At 72.6% G+C, this 24,102-nt stretch carries 23 protein-coding genes, 1 tRNA gene and 1 other RNA gene; 13 read left to right on the top strand and 12 right to left on the bottom strand.

Annotated features, from left to right (window positions below; translation table 11 throughout):
* Positions 1-40 precede the first annotated feature (40 nt).
* The 6 genes from FXF60_RS08980 to FXF60_RS08955 form a co-directional block, all read right to left on the bottom strand.
* Positions 41-1,585: a serine hydrolase domain-containing protein gene (locus FXF60_RS08980; RefSeq protein ID WP_151525624.1), complete on the bottom strand. Its 1,545-nt coding sequence runs from the start codon at positions 1,583-1,585 to the stop codon at positions 41-43.
* Between the two features lie 109 nt (positions 1,586-1,694).
* Positions 1,695-2,102, bottom strand: a complete 408-nt coding sequence (locus FXF60_RS08975; protein ID WP_151525623.1) for a DUF4190 domain-containing protein — start codon at positions 2,100-2,102, stop codon at positions 1,695-1,697.
* A 54-nt stretch (positions 2,103-2,156) separates the two neighbouring features.
* The gene (locus FXF60_RS08970; protein WP_151525622.1) at positions 2,157-2,471 is read right to left on the bottom strand and encodes a DUF4190 domain-containing protein; all 315 of its coding nucleotides are present in this window, start codon (positions 2,469-2,471) and stop codon (positions 2,157-2,159) included.
* Positions 2,472-2,529: 58 nt separating this feature from the next.
* Positions 2,530-3,006 carry an SRPBCC family protein gene (locus FXF60_RS08965; RefSeq protein WP_192796669.1) on the bottom strand — a complete coding sequence of 159 codons (477 nt, stop codon included), beginning with the start codon at positions 3,004-3,006 and terminating at the stop codon, positions 2,530-2,532.
* Complete coding sequence (locus FXF60_RS08960) at positions 3,003-3,524, bottom strand: LytR C-terminal domain-containing protein (protein ID WP_151525620.1); 522 nt, start codon at positions 3,522-3,524, stop codon at positions 3,003-3,005. Before FXF60_RS08960 ends, FXF60_RS08965 begins: the two co-directional genes overlap by 4 nt.
* A 27-nt stretch (positions 3,525-3,551) precedes the next feature.
* The gene (locus tag FXF60_RS08955; RefSeq protein WP_151525619.1) at positions 3,552-3,863 is read right to left on the bottom strand and encodes a type II toxin-antitoxin system VapB family antitoxin; all 312 of its coding nucleotides are present in this window, start codon (positions 3,861-3,863) and stop codon (positions 3,552-3,554) included.
* A gap of 48 nt (positions 3,864-3,911) precedes the next feature.
* On the opposite strand from FXF60_RS08955, the gene FXF60_RS08950 reads away from it, so the two are divergent.
* A complete protein-coding gene (locus tag FXF60_RS08950) occupies positions 3,912-5,459 on the top strand; it encodes a helicase HerA-like domain-containing protein (protein ID WP_192796671.1) in 1,548 nt (515 codons plus the stop codon).
* 95 nt (positions 5,460-5,554) lie between these two features.
* Here the strand turns inward: FXF60_RS08950 and FXF60_RS08945 are convergent.
* Positions 5,555-5,639 (bottom strand) — tRNA-Ser (locus tag FXF60_RS08945).
* A gap of 84 nt (positions 5,640-5,723) precedes the next feature.
* On the opposite strand from FXF60_RS08945, the gene ffs reads away from it, so the two are divergent.
* From ffs to FXF60_RS08925, 3 genes are all read left to right on the top strand, one after another.
* Positions 5,724-5,820: signal recognition particle sRNA small type (ffs, locus tag FXF60_RS08940), an RNA gene on the top strand.
* A 74-nt stretch (positions 5,821-5,894) separates the two neighbouring features.
* Positions 5,895-7,142, top strand: coding sequence for an arginine deiminase (locus tag FXF60_RS08935; RefSeq protein WP_151525617.1), 1,248 nt, complete (start codon positions 5,895-5,897; stop codon positions 7,140-7,142).
* On the top strand, positions 7,142-7,507 hold the full coding sequence (locus FXF60_RS08925; RefSeq protein ID WP_192796668.1) for a sterol carrier family protein: 366 nt from the start codon (positions 7,142-7,144) through the stop codon (positions 7,505-7,507). The genes FXF60_RS08935 and FXF60_RS08925 overlap by 1 nt, the downstream gene beginning before the upstream one ends.
* A gap of 13 nt (positions 7,508-7,520) precedes the next feature.
* Here the strand turns inward: FXF60_RS08925 and FXF60_RS08920 are convergent, their stop codons facing one another.
* Positions 7,521-8,129 (bottom strand): winged helix-turn-helix domain-containing protein, encoded by a 609-nt coding sequence (locus FXF60_RS08920; RefSeq protein ID WP_151525616.1) that lies wholly within the window; start codon positions 8,127-8,129, stop codon positions 7,521-7,523.
* Between the two features lie 70 nt (positions 8,130-8,199).
* On the opposite strand from FXF60_RS08920, the gene FXF60_RS08915 reads away from it, so the two are divergent.
* The 6 genes from FXF60_RS08915 to purF all read left to right on the top strand — a co-directional run bounded on the left by FXF60_RS08915 (position 8,200) and on the right by purF (position 14,169).
* Positions 8,200-9,462 carry an MFS transporter gene (locus FXF60_RS08915; RefSeq protein ID WP_151525615.1) on the top strand — a complete coding sequence of 421 codons (1,263 nt, stop codon included), beginning with the start codon at positions 8,200-8,202 and terminating at the stop codon, positions 9,460-9,462.
* Positions 9,463-9,526: 64 nt separating this feature from the next.
* Positions 9,527-10,387 (top strand): LLM class flavin-dependent oxidoreductase, encoded by an 861-nt coding sequence (locus tag FXF60_RS08910; protein WP_151525614.1) that lies wholly within the window; start codon positions 9,527-9,529, stop codon positions 10,385-10,387.
* Between the two features lie 143 nt (positions 10,388-10,530).
* Positions 10,531-11,961: a cell wall-binding repeat-containing protein gene (locus tag FXF60_RS08905; protein WP_151525613.1), complete on the top strand. Its 1,431-nt coding sequence runs from the start codon at positions 10,531-10,533 to the stop codon at positions 11,959-11,961.
* A gap of 88 nt (positions 11,962-12,049) precedes the next feature.
* Entirely contained in the window at positions 12,050-12,313 is a 264-nt protein-coding gene (locus tag FXF60_RS08900; protein ID WP_151525612.1) for a hypothetical protein, read from the top strand.
* Positions 12,310-12,525 carry a hypothetical protein gene (locus FXF60_RS08895; RefSeq protein ID WP_151525611.1) on the top strand — a complete coding sequence of 72 codons (216 nt, stop codon included), beginning with the start codon at positions 12,310-12,312 and terminating at the stop codon, positions 12,523-12,525. Before FXF60_RS08900 ends, FXF60_RS08895 begins: the two co-directional genes overlap by 4 nt.
* 63 nt (positions 12,526-12,588) lie before the next feature.
* Positions 12,589-14,169 carry an amidophosphoribosyltransferase gene (gene purF / locus FXF60_RS08890; RefSeq protein ID WP_151525610.1) on the top strand — a complete coding sequence of 527 codons (1,581 nt, stop codon included), beginning with the start codon at positions 12,589-12,591 and terminating at the stop codon, positions 14,167-14,169.
* A gap of 13 nt (positions 14,170-14,182) precedes the next feature.
* On the opposite strand, the gene FXF60_RS08885 is transcribed toward purF, so the two are convergent.
* Both FXF60_RS08885 and FXF60_RS08880 read right to left on the bottom strand, forming a co-directional pair.
* Positions 14,183-15,370, bottom strand: a complete 1,188-nt coding sequence (locus FXF60_RS08885) for a hypothetical protein (protein WP_151525609.1) — start codon at positions 15,368-15,370, stop codon at positions 14,183-14,185.
* Positions 15,363-15,863 (bottom strand): SigE family RNA polymerase sigma factor, encoded by a 501-nt coding sequence (locus tag FXF60_RS08880; RefSeq protein WP_151525608.1) that lies wholly within the window; start codon positions 15,861-15,863, stop codon positions 15,363-15,365. The genes FXF60_RS08885 and FXF60_RS08880 overlap by 8 nt, the downstream gene beginning before the upstream one ends.
* A 150-nt stretch (positions 15,864-16,013) precedes the next feature.
* Here FXF60_RS08880 and FXF60_RS08875 point away from each other — a divergent pair, with 150 nt between their 5' ends.
* The gene (locus FXF60_RS08875) at positions 16,014-16,679 is read left to right on the top strand and encodes a sunset domain-containing protein (protein WP_151525607.1); all 666 of its coding nucleotides are present in this window, start codon (positions 16,014-16,016) and stop codon (positions 16,677-16,679) included.
* A 66-nt stretch (positions 16,680-16,745) separates the two neighbouring features.
* On the opposite strand, the gene FXF60_RS08870 is transcribed toward FXF60_RS08875, so the two are convergent.
* A complete protein-coding gene (locus FXF60_RS08870) occupies positions 16,746-18,899 on the bottom strand; it encodes an alpha/beta hydrolase (RefSeq protein ID WP_151525605.1) in 2,154 nt (717 codons plus the stop codon).
* Between the two features lie 77 nt (positions 18,900-18,976).
* On the bottom strand, positions 18,977-20,077 hold the full coding sequence (locus FXF60_RS08865; protein ID WP_151525603.1) for a class I SAM-dependent methyltransferase: 1,101 nt from the start codon (positions 20,075-20,077) through the stop codon (positions 18,977-18,979).
* 116 nt (positions 20,078-20,193) lie between these two features.
* Between FXF60_RS08865 and FXF60_RS08860 the strand changes: the two genes are divergently transcribed.
* Both FXF60_RS08860 and purM read left to right on the top strand, forming a co-directional pair.
* The gene (locus FXF60_RS08860) at positions 20,194-22,896 is read left to right on the top strand and encodes a helix-turn-helix transcriptional regulator (RefSeq protein ID WP_151525601.1); all 2,703 of its coding nucleotides are present in this window, start codon (positions 20,194-20,196) and stop codon (positions 22,894-22,896) included.
* A 98-nt stretch (positions 22,897-22,994) separates the two neighbouring features.
* Positions 22,995-24,101, top strand: coding sequence for a phosphoribosylformylglycinamidine cyclo-ligase (gene purM, locus FXF60_RS08855; RefSeq protein WP_151525599.1), 1,107 nt, complete (start codon positions 22,995-22,997; stop codon positions 24,099-24,101).
* The last annotated feature ends 1 nt before the right edge of the window (position 24,102 follow it).

The raw sequence follows: 24,102 nt of genomic DNA, 5'->3' as shown, positions 1-24,102 counted from the left end.
GAGCAACCTCTTCACACATGCCACACATCGCAACACTCCTTCAGATCAGGGTGTTGCAACCACGGCTAGAAATCGCCGTGCCTGAGCCGGTCCGGTCCGGGCGTGTCGCGGGACGAGAGCGGGTCACGGAGACGAGCCGCGCGAGGAGCACCACCAGGCTGGTCAGACCGGTGAGGGCGATGAGCAGGACCCCCTCCGGCAGCAGCCCCGCGCCCCAGTGCCAGGCGGTGGTCAGACCCATGACGCTGCCATAGGCATACCGCGCCAGCAGCGAGGGCAGCACGACGCAGAGGGCGGCCACCGCAGCGAGACCGAGCAGGCCGGTGGCGCGAGGCACGGCCCGGCGCCGTCGCGCGGGCCAGGAGCGGGACCGGGCCAGGCCGAGGGTGCCGGCCACGGCGAGGAGGACCAGCAGAGCTCCGAAGACGGTGGCCGGCCGGAGCAGCGGCTGGTCGGGGATCGTGCCGGTGGCTCCCGCGGCGTCGGCGGCGAGTGCGCGCGCGAGCAGCCCGGGAGCCCCGACGGTGTCGGCCAGGACCACGGCGGCGTCGCCCGTGGGCCGCCCGTCCGGCGCCCGGACGATGGACATGTGCGAGGTCCAGGTGACCATCGCGCCGCTGTGCTCCAGGAACCGGACGCCGTCCTGCTCGGCGAAGGACCAGCCGAGGCCGTAGCCGCCGACCCCCTCGGTGCCCGGCTGCGCGGTGTGCAGCGCGCGCAGCGCCTCGACGCCGAGGAGTCGGTCACCGTCCTGGGTGAGACCGTCCCCGGACTGGAACCGGAGCCAGGTGGCGATGTCCTCGGCCGTGCTCACCATCCCGCCCGAACCGAGACAGTTGTCGGCCGGCTCGGGATAGCGCAGCGTCCGGCCGAAGAGGGCCGTGTGCCCGCTGCCCAGGCCCTCGACCGGCGTCGCGCAGCCGGGGACGGTCGTCGTCCGATCCATCCCGAGCGGGTCCAGCAGCTCGGCCCGCATCAGCTCGGCGAAGTCCTGCCCGGTCGACCGCTCGACGGCGACGGCCGCCAGGGCATACCCGGTGTTGGAGTAGACGTGCTCCGTGCCCGGGGTCGAGCCCAGGGTCTCGTCCCGCAGGTCCGCGAGCAGCACCTCGGGGTCGGTGGACGCCGGCTGCCCGAGGTCTCGGGTGCTGCCACCGCCGATGCCGCTGGTGTGGGCCAGCAGCATCCGCAGCGTGATCTGCCCGGCCCGGTCGTCTCCCATGGCGAACTCGGGGACCACGGCGCTCAGCGGCGCGTCGAGGTCGAGGTCGCCGCGCTCGGCCAGCAGCATCACCAGGGTGGCGGTGAAGGACTTGGACATCGACGCGATCCGGAAGGGGGTGTCCCCGTCCACCGCCGGCCCCTGCCCGTCCCGCTGGTAGCCGCGGACCTCCACCTCGCCGGCGTGCAGCACGGCGACGGCCATCGAGCTCGTGGGGGTGCGGTCGAGGTATGCCCTCGCCAGGCTCTCCGAGGTCTCCTCCGACGCTGCGGCCGCCGGCGCGACCGAGGCGAGCCAGAGCCCCAGCAGGAGGGCCAGCAGCACGGCGGCAGGGCGGCGCGAGGAGGCGCGGCGCGAGGTCATGGCAGCACGCTACGAGCGCGTCGAGCGGTGTGCGCTGGGGTCAACCCCCGAACCATGGTGGGTTGTCCCCCCGGTGGACCGGACCCGGTGGCAGCCTCCGGGCGAGTGGTCAGGCCGTGGAGATCGCGAAGGAGATGACGACGAGGAACCACGCGACGCTGAGCGCGAGCATGCCGGTCCCCACCATGCCGAGGATGCGGGCAGCCGTGAGGTGGCCGAGGTTGGTCACCGGGTAGGGCGAGGCCTGCGCCTCGCGCAGCGACGCGTGGGCGATGGCCCAGGCGACCGGGCCCAGGATCGCCATGCCGCAGCAGCTCAGGATCCCCAGGACCAGCGCGACCGTGCCGCGCGGGTGGATGTTCGTCCCCTGCGGGCCCCAGGGACCGCCTGGCGGCCGGGCATACGGGTCGGTGGCGGTCGGCCCCTCCGACCGCGCCGCGGGCTGGGCCGCGTAGGGGTCCTCGGGCTCGGACCCGCCCCCTGCGCGCGGCGCGGGTGGGGGCTCGAAGCGGAACATGTCCTGAGGCTACGCCGCGTGCGCGGCCCGGAGCCACTCAGCCAGGGCGAGCGCTCACGTGAGACCGACCGCCCCGACGACGACCAGCATGGCGAGCAGGGTCACCACCCCGAGGGCCAGCAGACCGGTCGAGATCATCCCCAGCGCCTGGGCCGCGACGAGCTGGCCGCGGTTGGTCACGACGTGGGGCGAGGCGTCGACCTGCGCCAGCGCACGGTGGGCGACGACCCAGGCCACCGGGCCGATGACGGTGACGCCGGCGATGCTGAGGACCCCCAGGACGAGCGCCAGCGTGCCGCGTGGATGGTGGTGGCCCGCGTCCCACCGGAGGTCGCCCGTCGTCGCGATCGAGGGCTCGAAGGTGTCCATGACCCCGAACCTAGGGCGCCCGGCGCAAGGCCCGCAGAAGTTGTCCACAGGCCCCGGTTCAGGGGTCGGCCAGCTCCTGCGCCGCCGCCGCGATGTCGTCCAGCTCGGTCCGCAGCGCCCTCTCCGTCAGCTTCAGCCCCAGCGGGCCGACCACCCGCACGGCGAGCCGCTGCAGGGCGTTCGGGTCGGTGGTGCTGGCGCTGAACCGCACCGAGAGGTGGGTGGCCCCGCCCTCCTCGAGCGGCTCCAGCCGGAGCACGGTGCGGAAGGTGGTGTTGCCCGACCGGGCCTCAATCTCGGTCCGTCGCTCCGGGTCGTTGTCGACCACCCAGAGCTCCTGCGTGTCCGTGGAACCCATCATCCGACGCGTCTCGCGCCACCCGGTGCCGACGGCATACGGGCCGGGCGTGATCACATGGAGGTCGGTGACCTGGCTCAGCCGCTCCTGCGCGTGCTCCAGGTCGGTGATGACCTCCCACACCGCGGCGGGGGAGGCCTGCACCCGGCGGGAGACCTCGACCTCGTGGCCGCTCACCCGTCCTCGCCGTCCTGACCCGACTCCTCGGGCGCGGGCAGGTCCTCCCACGCCTCGCCCAGGATGAGGTCGAGGGTGGCGTCCTCGCGCTCGTCCTGGACCAGCTCGACCTCCTGGGGGAGGGCGTCGGCCAGCAGCTGTGCTCCCTCCGCGCCGGACGGGCCGTGGAGGATCTGCCCCGGCCCCTCGATGTCGGCGTCGGAGTTGTCGACCCCGTCGACGGTGAAGCCGCGGGCGGTCAGCCCGTCGCTGGCGCGACCGGCCAGCCCGGTCCGCCCGGTGGAGTTGAAGACGTTGACCACGACGTCCTCGGTGACCAGGGTCGGCGTGGGGGCCTCGACCGTCGTGGCCTGCTCGTCGGCGTCACCGCCACCCATCCCGAACCAGCCCTGCATGGTCGACACGGCGATGAGCAGGGCGAGGCCGAGCGCGGCGAGCAGCCCCACGATGACCATCGCCGCCCGGCGTCGCGCCCGCCGGGCCGCCGTCGACATACCTGCCGTGCGCACGTATCCCACGCAGAGGCTCCTTCCGACCGCAGCAGGCTAGCGAGTCTGCGGGCCGTCGAGGTCGAGGACACGCCCGTGCACGGCAGGGCGGCCCTGCAGCGCGGCCCGCAGCGCCCGGTGCAACCCGTCCTCGAGGTAGAGCTCCTCGCGCCACCTCACCACGTGGCAGAAGATGTCGCCGTAGAACGTCGAGTCGGCCGACAGCAGGGCGCGCAGGTCGAGCTCGGAGCGGGTCGTGACCAGCTCGTCCAGCCGGAGCATCCGGGGCGGCAGGTGCGCCCAGTCGCCGGCCTCGTCGAGGCCGTGAGGGGGGTAGGGCCGCTCGTCGCCCACGCCCTTGAAGATCATGCGGCGCAGTCTAGAGTCTGCGGTGTGAGCGAGCAGAGCAGCAGCCAGATGGATCTCGTCCGCGAGGGCTACACCTTCACCGATCCCAGCATCGTCCTCGGCGGTGCCGTCGGCGCGGACGGCGGCGAGGTCGTGAGCGACGCCGTCGTGCGGCTGCCCCTCGCCTCGATGAACCGGCACGGCCTGGTGGCGGGCGCCACCGGCACCGGCAAGACGGTCACCCTCCAGGTCCTGGCCGAGCAGCTCTCGGACGCGGGGGTCCCGGTCTTCCTCGCCGATATCAAGGGCGACCTCACCGGTCTGGCGACCCCGGCCGAGGGCGGCGGCAAGATCGAGGAGCGGATGGCCGAGCTCGATCAGGAGTGGGCCGGTGCGGCATACCCGGTCGAGCTGCTCAACCTCGGCGGCCACGGGGTGGGCAACCCGGTCCGCGCGACCATCACCGCTTTCGGGCCCACCATGCTGTCGAAGGTGCTGCAGCTCAACAAGACCCAGGAGTCCAGCCTGGGGCTGATCTTCTACTGGGCGGACCAGCGAGGGCTGGCGCTGCTGGACCTCAAGGACCTCATCGCCGTCACCCAGCACCTCATCTCCGAGGAGGGGAAGGAGGACCTCAAGGGCCTCGGCGGGCTCGCGAGCTCGACCGCCGGCGTGATCCTGCGCGAGCTCATCGCGCTGTCCGCCGCCGGGGGAGACGTCTTCTTCGGCGAGCCCGAGTTCGAGACGGCGGACCTGCTGCGCACCACCGCGGAGGGCAAGGGGGTCGTCTCGCTGCTCGAGCTGCCCGGGGTCCAGGACAAGCCGGTGCTCTTCTCGACCTTCCTCATGTGGCTGCTGGCGGAGCTCTTCCAGGACCTGCCCGAGGTCGGCAACCCGGACAAGCCGAAGCTGGTCTTCTTCTTCGACGAGGCGCACCTGCTCTTCGACGACGCCTCCGACGCCTTCCTCGACGCGGTGGAGCAGGCGGTGCGGCTGATCCGGTCCAAGGGGGTCGGCGTCTTCTTCGTCACCCAGACGCCCAAGGACGTCCCCGACTCGGTGCTCGCGCAGCTCGGCAACCGGGTGCAGCACGCGCTGCGGGCGCACACGCCGAACGATGCGAAGGCGCTCCGGGCCACGGTGTCCACCTTCCCGACCAGCGACTACGACCTCGAGGAGGTGCTGACCTCGCTGCGCACGGGTGAGGCGGTGGTGACCGTCCTCTCCGACAAGGGTGCCCCCACGCCGGTGGCGCGCACCATGCTCCGCGCGCCGCAGGCCCGGATCGGCCCGTCCGAGGAGTCCGTCGTGCGCACCGCCGTCGCCGGGTCGGCGCTGTCGAGCAAGTATGCCGAGGCGCTGGACCGCGAGTCCGCGCACGAGATGCTGGCCGCCCGGATGGAGGCGGCCACCGCGGAGGCGGCGCAGGCCGAGGCGGCGCAGGCCGCCGCCGAGGAGGCGAAGACGAAGGAGAGCAGCCGCGCCCGCACCCGGGAGGACCCGGGCATGGTCGAGCAGGTCGTCTCCTCCACGGCGTTCCGGTCCATGCTGCGCTCGGCCGGCACCGTCATCGGGCGGGAGATCAGCCGCTCGATCTTCGGGACCCGCCGCCGCTGAGCACCCTCGTGCCGGCTGGACCGGCCACCGAAACGACAAGAAGCCCCCGGACCGTGGGTCCGGGGGCTTCTGCTGTCCTTCGACGAGGACACGAGCGGAGGATGGGGGATTTGAACCCCCGAGGGTTTTATCCCAACACGATTTCCAATCGTGCGCACTAGGCCGCTATGCGAATCCTCCGCCGGAGAGGATAGCCGAGAGCGCCGGAGCGGCCCAAACCCGGCCGCGGCTTGGACCGCCCGTGGTGAGCACCTAGAATGGCGGGCGGACCCCTCGTGCGGTGGTACCTCGGTGAACTCCCCCAGGGCAGGAATGCAGCAAGGGCAACCGGGCTCTTCCAGGTGCGCGAGGGGTTCTTCCTGCCCGCCTCCGGAGCCGCGCGCCCGGCGCTCCACGCGTGGCAGGATGATCGGCACCCCTGCGAAAGGACACGCCATGCCCTTCCACGTCGGATCCGAGGTCGGTCGGCTGCGTCAGGTCATCGTGCACCGCCCCGGTCTGGAGATGCACCGCCTGACGCCGGAGAACAAGGACCGCTACCTCTTCGACGAGATCCTGTGGGTGGAGAAGGCGCAGGAGGAGCACGACTACTTCGTCCAGGTGATGCGCGAGCGCGGGGTCACCGTCCATCACTTCGACGCCCTGCTGCGGGAGACGCTGGCCGTGCCGGAGGCACGCGCCCACGTGCTGGGGCACAGCCTGGACGAGCGGCACGTGGGTCCGCAGGCCGCCGAGGAGCTGCGCGCCATGTTCGACGACATGGACGACGCCGAGCTGGCGACCCACCTCATCGGCGGCATCACCAAGAGCGAGGTGCTGGAGCGGATCGGCAGCCCCCGGTCGGTCGTCATCGACCAGTTCGGCACCCACGACTCGGTGCTCGCGCCGCTGCCGAACCACCTGTTCACCCGGGACACCTCGGCCTGGGCCTACTCGGGCGTCGCGGTCAACTCCATGCACAAGAAGGCGCGGCGGCGCGAGACCGTGCACTACGACGCCATCTACCGCTACCACCCGATGTTCGCCCAGGCCGGTATGCAGTGGTGGAGCCACGGCGTCGACGACGGTCCGGCCACCGCCGAGGGCGGGGACATCCTCGTGCCGGGCCACGGCATGGTGCTCGTCGGCCTGTCCGAGCGCACCACCGCGATGGGGCTGGAGCGGCTCTCGCGGCGGCTGCTGGCCACCGGGGAGGCGCAGCGGGTCGTCGCCCTCGACATGCCCAAGGCCCGTGCCGTGATGCACCTCGACACGGTGATGACGATGGTCGACACCGAGACCTTCACCCGCTATCTCGGGCTCCCCGACCTGACCTCGTGGACCATCACCGCCGCCGAGTCCGCGCCGGGGATCGACCCCGCCGACCTGCCGCTCTCGATCGAGCGGCACGAGCCGCACGAGATGGAGCAGGTCATCGCGCGCGGGCTCGGGCTGGACCGGCTGCGGGTGCTCGCTGCCGACCAGGACCCCCGCGCCGCGGCGCGGGAGCAGTGGGACGACGGGTGCAACGTGCTGGCGCTGGAGCCCGGCGTGGTCGTGGGCTACCGGCGCAACACCGTCACCAACGCCTACCTGCGCGAGCAGGGGGTCGAGGTCATCGAGATCGACGGCTCCGAGCTGGGCCGTGGCCGGGGCGGCCCCCGGTGCATGTCCTGCCCGATCGAGCGCGATCCGCTGCCCTGATGCCGGCGCGACGGCGGGTGGACCCGGCCGCGGGGGAGGAGGCGCTGGCGGCCTGGGCCGCGGCCGAGGAGGCGGAGGTGCCGCGGGCCGTGCTCGCGACGGCGGTGCGCTACACCGTGGAGGAGCTCGCCGCGCGGGCGCCGGGACGTGCGGTGGAGGTGCGTGTGCCCCCGTATGCCGCCGCCCAGGTCATCGAGGGCCCGAGGCATACCCGGGGCACACCGACCAACGTGGTCGAGACCGACCCGCAGACCTGGCTCGCCCTGGTGACCGGGCGGACCAGCTGGGCGGAGGCGGTTGCTTCCGGATCCGTGCGCGCCTCGGGTCGGCGGGCCGACCTCACGGCATACCTGCCGCTGCGCTGACCGGGCCGGCCGGTCAGCCCGGACCGGCCTCGCCCGGAGGCAGCGGGAAGGCGTACTGGTAGAGCTTCACGGTGCGTCGACCCTCGTCGCCGTCGCGGCCACGGCTCTCCCTGGCCCGGTCCAGGTGCTCGCGCATGACCTCGGCGATGGCCAGCGACATGGCCTCGAGCTCGTCCGCGGTCATCGGCAGGGTGACCTCGTTGCTGCTGGCCACCGCGACCCAGGCGGGGTCGTCGTCGGCGGATCTCTCGAGCCACTCCTGCAGCCGACGCATGCGCTCCTGGAGCTGGTGCTGCTGGACGACCTGCAGGGTGGTGCGCGTGCCGGCGTCGTCGCCCAGGGTGTCGGGGGTGAAGGAGAAGCCGGCGGCGATCCACCACCGCTCGCGGGTCGTGCCCCGGTCGGGGTCCTCCTCCACCAGCCCGTGCTTGGCCAGCTGCCGGAGGTGGTAGCTGGTCTGGCCGGTGCTCTCGCCCATCGCCCGGGCGAGCGTGGACGCGGTCGCGGCCCCGTGGTCCTTGAGGTGGTCGTACATGCGCATCCGCAGGGGGTGGGCGAAGGCCTTGAGGGTGGCGGCGTCGACCGCACGGGCGGCGATGGGGGACTGCTTGCGCTCGGTCATGGTGCAGAGGTACCTTTGCAGAGAAAGCTTTGCATAGTTCTTTCTGCACCTAGCCTAGAGGAGACCTCGCATGAGTTCGCGCACCATGACGGCGAGCCGGGCCATCGAGCCGCTCGGCCGACCGTTCGGCACCCACCTGACCGCGGTCGGCCTGGCGAACCTCGCCGACGGCGTGGTGCAGACCGGCGTGCCGTTGCTGGCCATCACCCTCACCCGGTCACCGGAGCTGATGGGGGTGCTCACGGCGGCGGTCTGGCTGCCCTGGCTGATCTGCGGCATGCCGGCCGGCGTCCTCGTCGACCGGTGGGACCGGCGGCGCACCATGATGGTCGGGCTGGGCGCACGCGCCCTGCTGCTCGCCGCCGTGGCGGCGCTGGCGCTCGCCGACGCGCTCACGATCTGGGTGCTCGTCGGGCTGGCGCTGGCCTACGGCGTCACCGAGGTCTTCACCGATCTGGCCGCCGGCGCGCAGGTCCCCAGCCTGGTGGGCCGAGCAGCGCCGAGACTGCGCCGGGCCAACTCGCGACTGCTCGCCGTGCAGCAGGTCGGCAACGGCTTCGCCGGCCCACCGCTGGCCGGGCTGCTGGTGACCCTCGGCGCCGCCTGGCTGACCGGCTCGGCCGCGCTCGTGGTCCTCGCGGCCGTGCTCGTGCTGGGTGTGGGGCTGCGCGGTCGGTATGCCGCCGCGCGCCCCACGGACGAGGACCTGACCGGTCAGCGCGGCGAGCTGATGACGGGCATGCGGATCCTCTGGCGGCACCCGGTGCTGCGGCCGATGCTGCTGGCCGGCGGCCTGTGGAACTTCGGGTCCACCGCCTTCAGCGCGGTCATCGTCCTGTGGCTGGTCGGGCCGAGCTCGGCCGGGGGGCTGACGCCCCAGCTCTTCTCGCTGGTCCTGGTGGCCATGCCGGTCGGTGCCCTGGTCGGCAGCGCCGTCGCGGACCGGGTCCTGACGCGGTGGTCGGAGATGCGGGTGCTGGGCGTGTGCTGGGGGCTCAACGCGGTCCTCAACCTCGTGCCGCTGCTCTGGCCGGGGGCGGTCGGCTTCGCGCTCTTCCTGCTCGCGGTCGGACCGCTCGGCGTCATCGGCAACGTCGTCTCCGGGTCGATCCGGCCCCGGATGGTGCCGGAGCACGTGCTGGGCAAGGTCGGTGGTGCGGCCCGGATGATCGGGTTCGGCGCCATGCCGCTCGGCGCGGTCGTCGGTGGTCAGGTGGCCGGGTGGTTCGGGATCCCGGCCGTCCTGCTCGGGGTCGTGGTCGTGATGGCGCTGGCGACCGCCTACGTGGTCCGACGGGTCCCGCAGAGCCTCGTCGACGAGCACGAGCTGTGAGTCAGGTATCTGCCTGCACCGCCGACCCTCTGTCGCGGCGAGACCCCCGCTAGCCTCGGCTGCCATGAGGATCGGCGTCTGCATCTTGCCCGAGCACCCCTGGCGCGAGGCAGAGCCGCTGTGGCGGCAGGTCGAGGAGTGGGGCTTCGAGCACGCGTGGACCTACGACCACCTCGTCTGGGCCGGGCTCCCGAAGGCCCCGTGGCACTCCACGGTCGCCACCCTCGCGGCGGCCGCCGTGGTCACGGACCGGGTCCGGCTCGGCACCTTCGTCGCCTCCCCGAACTTCCGGCACCCGGCGCTGCTGGCCAAGGACGTCACCACCCTGGACGACCTCAGCGCGGGCCGCGTCCTCCTCGGCCTCGGGGCGGGCGGGGACCTGGACAGCCGCCTGCTCGGCGACCGGCACACCCGCGGGGAGCGCACGGCCCGGTTCGAGGAGTTCGTGCCCCTGCTGGACCGGTTGCTGACCGAGGACGACGTCGAGGTCGAGGGCGAGTTCTTCACGGTGGCCGGGGCGGGTGCCCGCCCGCGCTGCGTCCAGCAGCCGCGGGCCCCCTTCGTGGTCGCCGCCAACGGTCCCCGCGCCATGCGGCTGGCGGTGGCGCACGGTGCCGGCTGGCCCACCACCGGGCCTCCCGGCGCCGCCGGCGACGGGCTGGACGCCTGGTGGCGCGGCGTGCGCGAGCTCGGCGCCCGGGTGGACGCGCTGGAGGCCGAGGCGGGTCGGGCCCGACCGCTGGACCGCTACCTGTCCCTGGACGCGGGAGCAGGGGCGCTGAGCAGTCTGGATGAGGCCCAGAACCGGATAGGCCGTGCCCAGGAGGCCGGGTTCACGGACGTGGTGGTGCACTGGCCCCGCCCGGAGCCTCCCTACCAGGCTGACGTGCGGGTGCTGGAGGCGCTCGCCGCTGCGCGGTCATGATCCGAACCCTCGTCGACGAGCACGAGCTGTGAGCGAGGTATCTGCCTGCACCGCCGACCCTCTGTAGCGGCGACGCCCGATCGGAGGTGAGGGACCTCCTGGCGTCCCCGGTCAGTCATGGCCGGCCCGTGAAGGAGATCCAGATGACCACCACGACCAGGACCGGCCGCAGGGCCGGTCTCGCAGCAGGCGCGGCGCTCGCGCTCGGGGCCTCCGGCCTCGCCGGCGCCGTCCCGGCCTTCGCCGCCACGCTCGGCGACTACGAGATCGCCGGTGTGCAGTTCGTCAACGACGACTGCAGCCGCAACGAGTACGCCATCGACGCCAGCATCACCGGCACCACGGACGACATCGGCGGGTTCGACCGCGTCGAGTTCCAGGTCTGGGACGACGGCACCATGAAGGACAGCCGGATCCTCGAGGTCGAGGTCGGGACGACGCGCGACCTGCACGCCTTCCTGTCCTTCGTCGGGCTCTACGGCACCGGCGCCCCGGGCGTCGGCATCATGATCAACGACGTGGACGGGGCCGGGAGCCTGGTCAGCACGCTCGACTACGTCGACCCGTTCTTCCCGGACGACGTCGACGGGCCGTGCACCTTCGACGTGGAGCGGATCGGCGGCCCGACCCGCATCGAGACCGCGGCGATGCTGTCCGAGCAGAAGTTCGTCATGGCGGACACGGCGGTTGTCGCCACGTCCAAGGCCTACCCGGACGCCCTGACCGCGGCCCCCTGGGCCGCGCAGCTGGGTGCCCCGCTCCTGCTGACCGACCCCGGTGGGCTGCCGCAGCCGACCGAGGACGAGCTGCTGCGGCTGATGCCGGACGACGTCTTCGTCGTCGGCGGCAGCAAGGCGGTGACCGACGCGGTCCTCGACGACATCCAGGCGGCGCTGCCCGGTGCCACGGTGGAGCGCGTCTCCGGTGCCGACCGCTACGCGACGGCCGGCGCGATCGCGCAGAGGGTCGTGCAGGACAGCAGCGCCGAGCTCTTCGTCGCCTCCGGTCAGGACTTCCCGGACGCGCTCGTGCTCAGTGCCCTCGCGGCCCGGCACCAGGCGCCGCTGGTGCTGGTCGAGCACGACGCCGTGCCGACCGCCACCGCCGCCGCCGTCGGGGGACTCTCCTTCGACGACGTCTACGCCGCAGGTGGCACGGCGGTGCTGACCGACGACGTGCTCGACGCAGTCTCGGCCGGTATGCCGTGGACCCGCTACAGCGGGACCGACAGGTACAAGACGGCCGAGGCGGTGCTGGAGCAGTTCCCCGCCGAGGGCAAGGTGCTGGTCGCCACCGGCGAGGACTTCCCGGACAGCCTCACCGCCGTGCCGGTCGCGGCGCGGACCGGAGCCGGCGTCGCGCTGACCCGGCCGGACGCCGTCCCGACCGGTGTGCTGGAGGAGATCGAGCGGTTGACCACCGGCTTCTCCTTCCCGCTCATCACCATCGTCGGCGGCGAGGCCGCGGTGCACGCCTCGGTCGAGACGCAGCTGCAGGGCCTGGTCGACGCGCTCGGTCAGCCCGCGGAGCGGTCCGCGGACCAGCAGACGGAGGCGAACCTCCCGCAGGAGTGAGCGCCACCACCACCGTCCCGTGACGGAGGACCGGCGCGGCAGCCACCCGGCTGCCGCGCCGGTCGGCGTGCAGGCGGATACTGGAGGTGTGCCACCCATCGATGACCAGACCGATCCGACGCGCCTGCCGGTGCGGCGACGGCCGCAGCTCAGCAGGTTCCTCGTCGCGGGTGCGCTGCTGGGCGTGGCGCTCGGGATGCTGATCTCGCTCACCCGCCCCGACGCCGCCGGCAGCACCGCCGGCCAGCAGGCGATCCTGCTGGCCGCGACCGGCGCCGTCCTCGGCGCCTTCCTCGCCTCGATGGTCTACCTGGTGCTCGACCGCCGCAGCGAGCGCTCGTCGGGGCGATGACCCACCGGCAGCCCGACCTGGTCCGGTTCCTGGCGACCGGCGCGGTCCTGGGAGCGGTGATCGCGGTGCTCGTCGCCGCCCTGGGGCGTGACGTGCCCTATGTGAAGGGACTCCAGGAATACCTCCTGTTCATCCTCATCGGCGGTGGCGCAGGGCTCGCCGTCGGGGCGGTGGGCTACCTCATCGCGGACCGTCCGCGGCTCGGGTCCTGACGACGGGGGCGCCGTCCCGGCGAGGCCGCCCGGACGGCCGCGGACCTGTGGGACGATGGGCACGTGGCTCGTAGCGACGGACGGCTCTCTCACGACCTGCTGCCCGAGGAGCGCCTGCCCCAGGACGCCTGCGGGGTGTTCGGGGTGTGGGCGCCGGGCGAGGAGGTCGCCAAGCTCACCTACTTCGGCCTGTATGCCCTGCAGCACCGGGGCCAGGAGGCCGCCGGGATCGCGACCAGCGACGGGCAACGGCTGGTCGTCTACAAGGACGTCGGCCTGGTCAGCCAGGTCTTCGACGAGTCGGCGCTCGCCTCGCTCCAGGGGCACCTCGCGGTCGGTCACTGCCGCTACTCCACGACCGGGCGCAACTCGTGGCAGAACGCCCAGCCGACGCTCGGCGGCACCACGGACGCCACCGTCGCCCTGGGGCACAACGGCAACCTGATCAACACCTCCGAGCTGCGCGACCTGCTCCAGGAGGCGCTCGGCGGCGACCTGTCCCGCTCCGCGGGCGAGGTGGGTCGCGGCAACACGACCGACACCGCGATCGTCACCGGGCTGCTCACCGCCGACCCGGACCTGTCGCTGGAGGAGGCCGCGATGCGGGTGCTGCCGCAGCTGCGCGGCGCCTTCTCGCTCGTCTTCTGCGACGAGGGCACCCTGTATGCCGCCCGCGACCCGCAGGGGGTGCGCCCCCTGGTCCTGGGCCGGTTGGAGCGTGGCTGGGTGGTCGCCTCCGAGACCGCGGCGCTGGACATCGTGGGCGCCTCGGTGGTGCGCGAGGTCGAGCCGGGCGAGCTCATCGCGATCGACGAGAACGGCCTGCGCTCGCGGCACTTCGCCGAGCCGGCCCCCAAGCGGTGCGTCTTCGAGTGGGTCTACCTCGCCCGCCCGGACACGACCATCGCGGGGCGAGAGGTCTACGGCTCGCGGGTCGAGATGGGGCGCCAGCTGGCCCGGGAGCACCCGGTCGAGGCGGACATGGTGATGCCGACGCCGGAGTCAGGCACGCCGGCGGCCATCGGGTATGCCGAGGAGTCCGGCATCCCCTACGGCGCGGGGCTGGTGAAGAACGCCTACGTCGGACGGACCTTCATCGCGCCGTCGCAGACCATCCGCCAGCTGGGCATCCGGCTCAAGCTCAACCCGTTGCGGGACGTGATCAAGGGCAAGCGGCTCGTGGTCGTGGACGACTCGATCGTGCGGGGCAACACGCAGCGGGCGCTGGTGCGGATGCTCCGCGAGGCGGGTGCGGCGGAGGTGCACGTCCGCATCTCCAGCCCGCCGGTGCGCTGGCCGTGCTTCTACGGCATCGACTTCGCCACCCGGGCCGAGCTCATCGCCACCGGGCTGGAGGCCGAGGACATCTGCGCCTCGATCGGTGCCGACTCCCTCGGCTACATCAGCGAGGACGGCATGGTCGCCGCCACCGAGCAGCCCCGCTCCGCCCTCTGCACGGCCTGCTTCTCGGGGAACTACCCGATCGAGCTGCCCCGGGAGGACCAGCTCGGCAAGGACGTCCTCGAGCTGCAGTTCCCGGTCGTGCAGGACGACGCCGACCCGACCGAGGTCGGGACGCTCGACATGGACCGGGTGGGCGTCACCGCCGGGGCCGGCGGGGGCGACGCCGTCCGTCGCCCCTGAGCGAGGGCGGGCGTCAGGGCAGCTCACCCTCCAGCACCACGCCGTCGTACCGGCCGTCGTCCAGCATGAGCGTGGTGGGCGAGCCCTCGAGGAACGCCTCCCAGGTGTGCAGGTCCTGCCAGGGGACCTCGGGGCAGGTCGTGCTGCCCGCGATGGTCTCGACCACCCAGTCCCCCTCGATGGTGATGACTCCGTCCACGAGGTCGCCCGACGCGCTGTGCCGGACACCGCAGCTCTCGACCGACCAGACCTCGCCGTCGAAGCTCAGCGCCGGACCGGTGACCGGCTCCGGCTCGATCCCACGGAGGTCGACGAGGTACCAGGTGCCCTCCAGCGACTCGGGCGTGCCGGCCATCGGTCGGACCGCACTGGTCGACGGCAGGTCGTCGAGGGAGTCCAGCTCTTCTGGCGGCACGCCCACCAGCTGGAGGACGCGTAGTCCGGACCCGGAGTCCGAGACGTGCACCTGCAGGATGTCGCCCTCCATCAGACGGCCTTCGGCCACCAGGGTGCCGGACTCCCAGCGGAGGCTGGGGCTCCTCGTCGTGGCGCGCAGGTCCGACCCGACCGCGCCCTCGTACATCATCACGGCCTCGGGGTTCGGGTAACCGGTCTGGCACTCCTCGTCCATCCCTCCCTCCGCGGTGGGGATGCCATCGGGCCGCAGGAGCCCGTCCTCGATGGAGACGCCGGACCACCGCACCGTCCGGCACCCGTTCGACGTCACCATCCCACCTCCCGGCTCGAAGGTGAACGGTCCTCCGAGGCCGATCGTCGAGAGGCCGTGGTCGGAGGTCGCCGTCCCGTCCTCGGTCTCGACCCTCATCTCCACCGGCTGCGCCGTCACGTCGTCGACGTCCGCCCACTCGTCGACCGGGCCGTCAGGACGGGCCTGACCCTCGACCACCTCGAAGACCACCCGATAGGGCACCAGCTCCTGCCCCGGCGGGGCGCTCGTGACCGCCGTGTCGTCCACGCCACCATTCTCGGCCGGCCCGGGGAAGGCGTCCGTGCTGCCACCTCCGAGCGACCAGGCGCCGACGATCGCGGCCACGCCGGCGACAGCACCGAGCGAACCCACGGTCCAGCTCTGCCGGCGGGCGCGGCGTCGGCCGATCTCCCAGGATGCAGCGGTCAGATCGTCGCGGGGAGCCCCGGCGGTTGCCCGCCCGAGCAGGTCCTTGAGCTCGTCGTCACGCATCGGTGCTCACCTCTGTCAGGAGTTCGCGCAGGCGGCGGATGCCGTCGCTCGTCTGGCTCTTCACGGTGCCGTCGCTGATGCCGAGGGTCTGGGCCGTCGTCGCGACGTCGAGATCCTCGAAGTAGCGGAGCACGATGACCGCGCGCGCCCGGGGTGGCAGCTGTTGCAACGCGTCCCGGACGGCGATCGACGTCACCCAGCGCTCGTGGTCAGTGGACGAGCGCTCGGGAAGGACATCGGTGAGGACCTCGGATCCGGTGCGTCGCCACCGGTCGACGTTCGCCGTGTAGAGGATGCGCCGCGCGTAGGCGAGTGGAAGACCGTCCCTCACCCTGGGCCAGCGCTTCGCCGTGCGGGTCAGCGCCTCCTGGGTGAGGTCACGAGCCAGGTCCCGGTCACCGCACAGCAGGTATGCGGCCCGCTGAAGGGTGTGCTGGTGCGCCCCGACGAAGACGGCGAAGTCCTCGTCGACCCGGCGGCTGGTTCGTTCCACGAGCACCTCCTCTCACCCTGTCACAACGGCAGCATGCCGTGATCGGTTGGGTCGGCACGGCAGACGGGTCGATTCATCCTGCGCCGTGGCAGGGCCGGGTCTAGCGTTCGTGGGCACGGACGGGTCGCTGACCCGAGAGCGGAGGACGCCATGAGCGAGCGCGACGAGGGGCAGCAGCCGGAAGAACTCCCGGACGACGACGAGACCACGGACGGCGACGATCCGCTCGCGGGTGATGACGCGACCGCCGACGAAGGTGCTTCATCGACCGATGGCTCGCCGGACGAAGGGGCCGAGGACGATCCTGACGACGACGCCGACGAGGAGCCGGACGACGACGACGCGGCGGACGGCGCCAGCGACGACGTGACCAACGAGGACCCGCGGACCAGCGAGTCCGAGGAGGAGACGCGGCGCAGGCAGGAGGAGTTCGCGGCGGAGCACGACCCGGCCGACCACGACGTCGCCGCCGGGGAGGAGTTCCGTCAGCCCGGCGACTGGGTCGCGGACGAGGATGGGGAGCCGCAGCACCTGGAGACCGACCACTCGATGCCAGCCGCCACCGGCGCAGAGGAGGGCGGCGGGACAGGAGAGGGCGCGAGCGACGCCGACGAGGTCCGCGACGGTGGGCACGGCTGGGGCTCGGCCGCCCCGCTGGCCGACGGTGGGACGCCGGAGGGGCACCCGGTCAAGGCCTGGCACGACACCATGACCTACGTGCTCCCCGACGAGGAGGGCTACGACGCGGACCCGCACGAGTGCTTCGTCGACGCCGAGACCGCGGAGCAGGCCGGCTTCCGGCACGCGCACGACTGAGGCCGACTCTCCCCGACGAGTCCGGCTCGCGTGGGTTTGCCGGCACGGTCACCCCGGCCTCAGGTGTCAGAGCAGCTCGGCCAGCAGGCCTGCGGCACGGGCGGCGCCGTCGGTCTCGACCGGGCGATAGTGCTGTCCTCCTGCCTGGACGCACGTGGCGATCGCCTCCGCGAGGACCTCCGGATCCTGGGCGTCCTCGTAGGCGAGGCGTCGGCCGGCGCCGTACCTCTCCAGGCGATGCGTCACGTGGAAGTTCTGCTCGAAGTGGTTTTGCAGCGGGACGTAGACGAACGGTCGCTGGTTGGCCGTCAGCTCCATGCACGTGGTGAGCCCGCCCTGGACCACCGCCAGGTCGCAGGCCGCGAGATGCCGGTAGAGCTCGGGGAGGTATCCGCGCACGGCTGCCCCGCGTCTGCGGGGCAGCGATCGAGGGTCGATGCGGGGTCCGCAGACGATGAGGAAACGCAGTTGCGGGACGAGGCGACGAGCGAGCGGCACCGAGTCCAGCACCCGGTGCAGCAGGGCCGCGCCGACGCCGGACCCCCCGACGGTGACGAGGCAGACCAGGTCGTCCTCGCCGTATCCCAGCTCGGCGCGCAACCGCGCGATCTCCTCCTCGTCCGGTGGTGTGAATCCGGAGACGTAGCCGCAGAAGTCGAAGTTGTCCGCTGTCCACTCCCGGATGCCGGGGAGTCCCTCGCCGAAGGTCTCGTCCACCACGTCGTCGGGACGTCCGACGAAGACCGAACGGTCGCGCAGGCGCCTGTACCGCGCCCGCTGCTCGATCATCTCGGCGTTGTAGTCGGCGCACAGCGAGGCCTCCTCGGGCCCGCCGGAAGGCATCGGCAGCCATCCGACGAAGTCGGTCAACCAGGCGTAGGAGAACCGTTTCAGCTCCGGGTTCTCGTGCAGGAAGTGGTCGATCTCCCACGCCTCGTCGGCGATCACGAGGTCGTACGAAGCCTCGCTGACGACGTCGTCGAAGACCATGAAGTTGTTCACCAGGATCTCGTCCATGCGACGGATGGCCTGGAAGGCGTGCAGGTCGTGCTCCGCGCACTCGTCCTCGATGTGCGAGGACTCGCTCGCCAACCACCGCGAGGCCGGGTGGACGAGCTCACCGGCTTCCTCCAGGACCCTCGTCACGGGGGGCTGCGCGAGCCACTCGACCTGCAGGTCGGGATCCCTCTCCCGCAGTTCCCGGACGATCGCGAGGTCACGTCGCGCATGACCGAGACCGATCGGCGACGACAGGTAGAGGGCACGCCGCCGGCGTGCTCGCGCACGGGTCCAGGTCAGGGCGGGACCACGCGGGTGGACCCGGTCGGCGAAATCTCTGATCAGGTGGTTCGTGCGCACGGGCTCGCGCATCGGCGGCCCGTGGCCGACCCCGTCGAGCAGGACGAGCGACCCCCCTGTCAGCTCGGTCAGCCGACGGCTGATCGACGCCGGGCGCACGCGGTCCTCGGTGCCGTGCACCGCCAGGACCGGGCAGGTGACTGCCGCGCAGAGGGGCTCGATGGCCTCCGCCTGTGCCCCGTGCAGCCCGAGCCGTCCGGCGGTCGTGTCCGCGAGGGTGCGTCCGGAGATGGGAGCCGCCCACGCGAGGAAGTCCTCGACCTGCTTGGTGGAGTGGGGCTCGTGGAACATCTGGTGCGCGAAGAAGTCGACGAACGACTCCACGCCGCCGTGCAGCCAGTAGTGCTCGTTGTACGTCGCCCAGCCGGTGGGACGGTCGACCGGCTCGTCGAACCGATGTCCGACCCGCGTCTCGTCCGGGACGGTCAACTTGCACGAGGCGCCGATGGCCACGATCCCCGACACCCTGTCGGGGTGATCGGCAGCCACGTGCAGCGTCCAGGCCACGGCGCTCGAGAGCCCGACCAGGATCGCCCGGTCGGTGCCGGTCCCGTCCAGCACGGCCAACGTGTCCGCGGCGTACTCGCTGTCGCTGTAGGAGGCGGCACCGGAGGGGGTGCCGGACCGCCCGGAGCCCCGGCCGTCGAAGGTCACCACCCTGAAGTGGCGGGCGAGGTACGGGAGCTGGAACTTCCAGAAGCGTGAGTCGATGATCGACCAGGTGGGCATCAGCACCAGGGTGGGCCGGTCCGCGTCGTAGACGTCCCACGCGATCCGCACGCCGTCTCGCCGGACCAGACCTGAGAGGTCCGGCTCACGGGGTCGTCGCCTGCTGACCCCCGGGTGGTCGTCGAAGGACATCGCCCCGACTCCTCTCACCGAACCGGACTGCGGCACCGTCCGGGTGGCCATAGTGTCCACCCGGACAGGCCGCCTCGTCACGGTCTGACCTCGAAGACCTGGTTGAAGGGCGTCTGCGCGACGCGGGCGAACCGAGTGAAGCCCGCTGCCGTCGTCACGGCCCGGATCCTGGCCGGCCCCGCCTGGGTGCCGAGCGCCATGCCCTCGTCCTGCGCGAGCGACGAGGGGGTGCACAGCAGTGTCGAGAACCCGTAGTACGCCCGTCCCACGGGGTTGAGGTTGTCCTCCACGTGGTCTCCCGACATCGGCTCCACGACCATCCACGTGCCGTCCTCGGCGATGGCCTGGCGCACCCGCTCGGCCGCGCCGACCGGGTCGCCCATGTCGTGCAGGCAGTCGAACATCGTCACCAGGCCGTAGCCGGTGCCCGGCACAGCGTGCGCGGGGGCGACCTCGAAGCGGACCCGGTCGGAGACGCCGGCCTCGGCCGCCCGGGCCCGAGCCGTCTCGATCGACTCCGCGTGGTAGTCGGAGCCCACGAACGTCGAGTTCGGGAAGGCCTGAGCCATGAGGATGGTCGACGCGCCGTGTCCACAGCCCACGTCGGCGACGCTGATGCCCTGCCGCAGGCGGTCCACCACGCCCTCCAGCGCGGGGAGCCAGGAGTCCACGAGGTGGGCCTGGTAGCTGGGACGGAAGAAGCGCTCGCAGCCGATGTGGACGTCCGGGTCGTGCTCGTGCCAGCCGAAGCCGGCCCCGCTGCGCGCGGCCTCCAGGATGTGCGGGCTGCCGTGCACGGTGCCCAGGGCGATCTGGAAGAAGCCCGGCAGGAAGGCTGGGCTGTCCTCCTGGGTGAGGGCCACGGCCTGCTCCGGTGGCAGGCGGTATGTCCCGCGCTGGGGCTCGTAGTCCACGTAGCCGCCCGCTGCCTGGGCATTCAGCCACTCGCGCGCGTAGGGCTCGCTGGTCCCCGTGCGCTCGGCGAGCCCTCGCGAGTCGGTGGCTCCGTGCGTGGCGAGGTCGCGGTAGTAGCCCAGCTTGTCGCCCATCACGACGAGGGCGGCGTTGAGGGTCGCTCCCACCTCGTCGACGGCGCGGAAGACGAACTGCATCAGCTTGTCGTGATCGACGGCCTGCCCTGCGGTGGCGTCGACGCCCTGCTCGGTTGTGGTGCTCATGTCGGTTCTCCTTGTTCGGGGCCCGTCGGGCCGCTGCCCACGCTAGGGACGCCGACCACGCGGTCGCGTCCGGTGACCCCCCTAGTCCGCAGCTGCCCCGGGACTACCATCGAGGGGTGCTGGTCGGTCGCGAGCACGAACGCCGAACCGTCGACCGACTCCTCGCTGCGGCGCGGATCGGCCGCAGCGGCGTGCTCGCGATCGTCGGGGATCCCGGCGTCGGGAAGTCAGCGCTGCTGGGCTGGGCCGAGGACGGTCTCGACGACGTCCGGATCCTCCGGGCCACGGGCACACCGCCAGATCGGGAGATCCCGTTCTCCGGGCTGCTGGAGCTGCTCCGTCCGACGCTGCCCCTGCTCGGGACCATCCCGCGGCCGCAGGCCGTCGCCCTCTCCTCGGCGCTGGCGCTGGACGAGGAGAAGTCGGGTGACCGGTTCGCCATCGGGGCCGCGACGCTCAGCCTGCTCTGCCGCTACGCGGAGGACGGCCCGGTCGCCGTCCTCCTCGACGACGTCCACCTGATCGACGAGTCCTCGGCCGGGGCCATCATGTTCGCGGCACGGCGACTGGGGTCCGACGCGATCGCCGTCCTGGCGACCGCGCGTGCGGGAGAGGCCGTCGGCCTGCTCGAGGGTGTCGATCGCGTCGAGCTGGCCGGACTGGACCCGGAGGCGGCTCGCGCCCTCGCAGCAGAGGTGTCGGCGACGCCGATCACCGACGAGGAGATGCGGCGGCTGCAGGCCCGGACGGACGGCAACCCGCTGGCCATCGTGGAGCTGGCCGCAGACCCCGAGGCGCTCCTGCCCTCGGGTGACATCCCCGTCCCCGTGTCCGCCGCGCTCGTCGCGGCCTTCGGGAGGCGCCTCGGCCAGCTTCCTGGCCCGACCCGCTCCGTGCTGCTGGTGGCTGCGGCATGCAACGGCGACCTCCGGCTGACGGGACTCGCGTGCACCCGGCTGGGGCTCGAGCTGGGTGAGCTGTCGGCCGCCGAGGAGTCCGGTCTGGTCCGACTGGGTGCGGCCCAGATCAGCTTCCGTCACCCGCTGGTGCGGGCGGCCATCCACTCGGGCGCGCCGCCTGATCGGCGTCGGCAGGTGCACCAGGCGGTGGCCGCCGTCCTGCCCCCCGTGGATGTCGACCGCAGGGCGTGGCACCTCTCGGAGGCGCAGTGGGCGCCGGACGACGCCGTGGCGAGCCTCCTCACCACGGCGGGAGGACGGGCCGAGTCACGGTCGGCATACGAGGTCGCCTCAGCGCTCCACGAACGAGCGGCCCGTCGCACGGCCGACACGACGATGGTGCCACCCCGCCTCCTCGCGGCTGCCAGGTGCGCATGGACAGCCGGGCACGGTGGACGGGCCTCGGCCCTCCTCGACGAGCTGGAGCAGGTCGGTGACGGGGAGGTGGCTCTCCAGACGGTCCGGCTGCGCGCCCAGATCGCGTCCCGCTCCGGCTCGGTGCGGCAGGCGTGCACGTTGCTGCTCAGCGCGGCGCAGTCCTGCGACGACGGTGATCAGGCGACGCTGCTGCTGGCGGAGGCCGTGCAGGCGGCATTGTTCCTGGCCGATGCGGTCATGGCCCAGGATCTCGTCGGTGCGCTCGAGCAGGGTGTGGACCGAGCCGCCACGCCCGGCGCCCGGGCGATGGGCACCCTCGCCATCGGCATGGCGCGCGCGTTCGCGGGTCACGGCGGGGTCGAGGAGCTGCGAGCGGCGGAGTCGCTCCTCAGGGACTCGCCGGAGCTCACCGCCGAGGTCGACGTGAGCTGGCTGATGCTCGCTCCGCTCTACATCCGTGATGCGGACGGTGGGCGGGAGCTGCGTGTCCGCGTGGAGAGCGCCCGGGACCGAGCGGGTGTGGGTGCCCTGCCGTGGCTGCTCTTCCTCCTGGCCAGGGACGAGGCGACGAGTGACTCGTGGGTCCGGGCCGCCGCCGACTACGCGGAGGCTGTCGCTCTGGCGCGGGTCACGGGCCAGACGACGGAGCTGGCGATGGCGTTGGCCGGGCTCGCCTGGCTCGAGGCGCGGACCGGGCGGGACGTCGATGCGCAGACGCATGCTGCGGAGGCCCTGGAGCTGTGCCGTGCGCGGGAGATCCACTGGGGAGAGGCGTGGGTCCAGCTCGCCCTGGGTGAGCTGGCACTGGTGAGGGGAGACGCGGCGACGTCGTTCACCGTGCTGGAGGCGCTCGACGACCTGCTCGCCGGTCTCGGCGTCGGGGACCCCGACCTGTCACCGCGCCCCGAGCTCGTCGCGGCTCTGGTCCGGCTCGGTCGCCGCGAGGAGGCACGGTCGATGGCGGAGGACTTCCGCGTGGCGGCCCAGGCCAAGGGACAACCCTGGTCGCGCGCCAGGGCCTACCGCTGCCTCGGGCTGGTCGGCGAGGACCCCGACACGAGCTTCGACGCGGCCCTGGCCCTGCACGCACAGACCCGTGACGTCTTCGAGACAGCGCGGACCGAGCTCGCCTACGGCGAGGTCCTGCGCCGCGCCGGTCGCCGGATCGAGGCGCGGGGACACCTGCGGAGCGCACTCGCCGGCTTCACCCGCCTGGGCGCTGAGCCGTGGGCCGACCAGGCTGCCTCCGAGCTGAACCTCACCGGCGAGCGGGTGCGGCACCGGGCCATGGGCGGGGTCCAGTCGCTCACTCCGCAGGAGCTGCAGGTGGCGCTGCTGCTGGCCGACGGTCGGACGACCAAGGAGGCTGCGGCGGCCCTCTTCGTCAGTCCGAAGACCGTCGAGTACCACCTGCGGAAGGTCTACACGAAGCTTGGCATCAGCTCGCGCGCGGAGCTGTCCGGCGAGATCGAGTCGCTCTAGGGCGCGGCTGCGCCCCCACCGACGAGTCCGGTCGCCGCGGCCGGTGAGCGGCGGCATACCCTGGGTGCGCACCCGCACCGATCCCGAGGGGACCGCCGATGAGCCACGAGCCGATCACGTATGCCGGGTCCGGCGTCGACGTCCACGCGGGCGACCGCGCGGTCGAGCTGATGAAGTCGTCCGTGCGGCGGGCGCAACGGCCCGAGGTGCTCGGGGGGCTCGGTGGGTTCGCCGGGATGTTCGAGGCGAGCGCGCTGCAGGGGATGCGCCGGCCGGTCCTGGCCACGTCGACCGACGGCGTCGGCACCAAGGTGGCCATCGCCCAGGCGATGGACGTCCACGACACGATCGGTCAGGACCTGGTGGGCATGGTGGTCGACGACATCGTGGTCAGTGGTGCCGAGCCGTTGTTCATGACCGACTACATCGCGTGCGGGCAGGTCGTGCCGGAGCGGATCGCCGCCATCGTCTCCGGCATCGCGCGGGGCTGCGAGCTCGCCGGTGTGGCGCTCGTCGGGGGAGAGACCGCCGAGCATCCCGGGCTCCTCGACCCGGACGAGTACGACGTGGCCGGCGCCGCCACCGGGGTCGTCGAGCACGACGAGGTGCTGGGGCCGCACCGGGTGGCCGACGGGGACGTCGTGCTGGCGCTGGCGAGCTCCGGCCTGCACAGCAACGGCTACTCGCTGGTGCGCCGGGTGCTCTCGGCCGCAGGGTGGGGCTGGGACCGGCAGGTGCCCGAGCTGGGCCGGACCCTGGGGGAGGAGTGCCTGGAGCCGACCCGGATCTACACGCTCCCGTTGCTGGACCTGGTGCGCGGGCTCGGACGCGAGCTGCATGCCCTGTCCCACGTCACCGGTGGGGGGCTCGCGGCCAACCTGGCCCGGGTGCTGCCCGAGGGCATGGTCGCCACGATCGAGCGCACCTGGAGCCCGCCACCCATCTTCACCCTGGTCCAGGAGCTGGGTCGGGTGCCGCCGGCGGACCTGGAGCAGACCCTCAACATGGGTGTCGGGTTCGTCGCCGTCGTGTCCCCCGAGCGGGCCGAGGACGCTGCCGCGATGCTCCGTGGGGCAGGCATCGACACCTGGCCGATCGGCACCGTGGGCACCCAGCTCCCCCCGGGCGCGGAGGGCGACCTCGTCCGAGGCGCCAAGGGCGTCCAGGGCGGCGCGGTGCGCGTCGTGGGTGCCTACCCGTCCTGAC

This window comes from Serinicoccus kebangsaanensis (genome assembly GCF_008919445.1).
In the GTDB taxonomy this organism is placed as follows: Bacteria; Actinomycetota; Actinomycetes; order Actinomycetales; family Dermatophilaceae; genus Ornithinicoccus; species Ornithinicoccus kebangsaanensis.
This window is presented reverse-complemented; position numbering and strand designations above follow the sequence as displayed.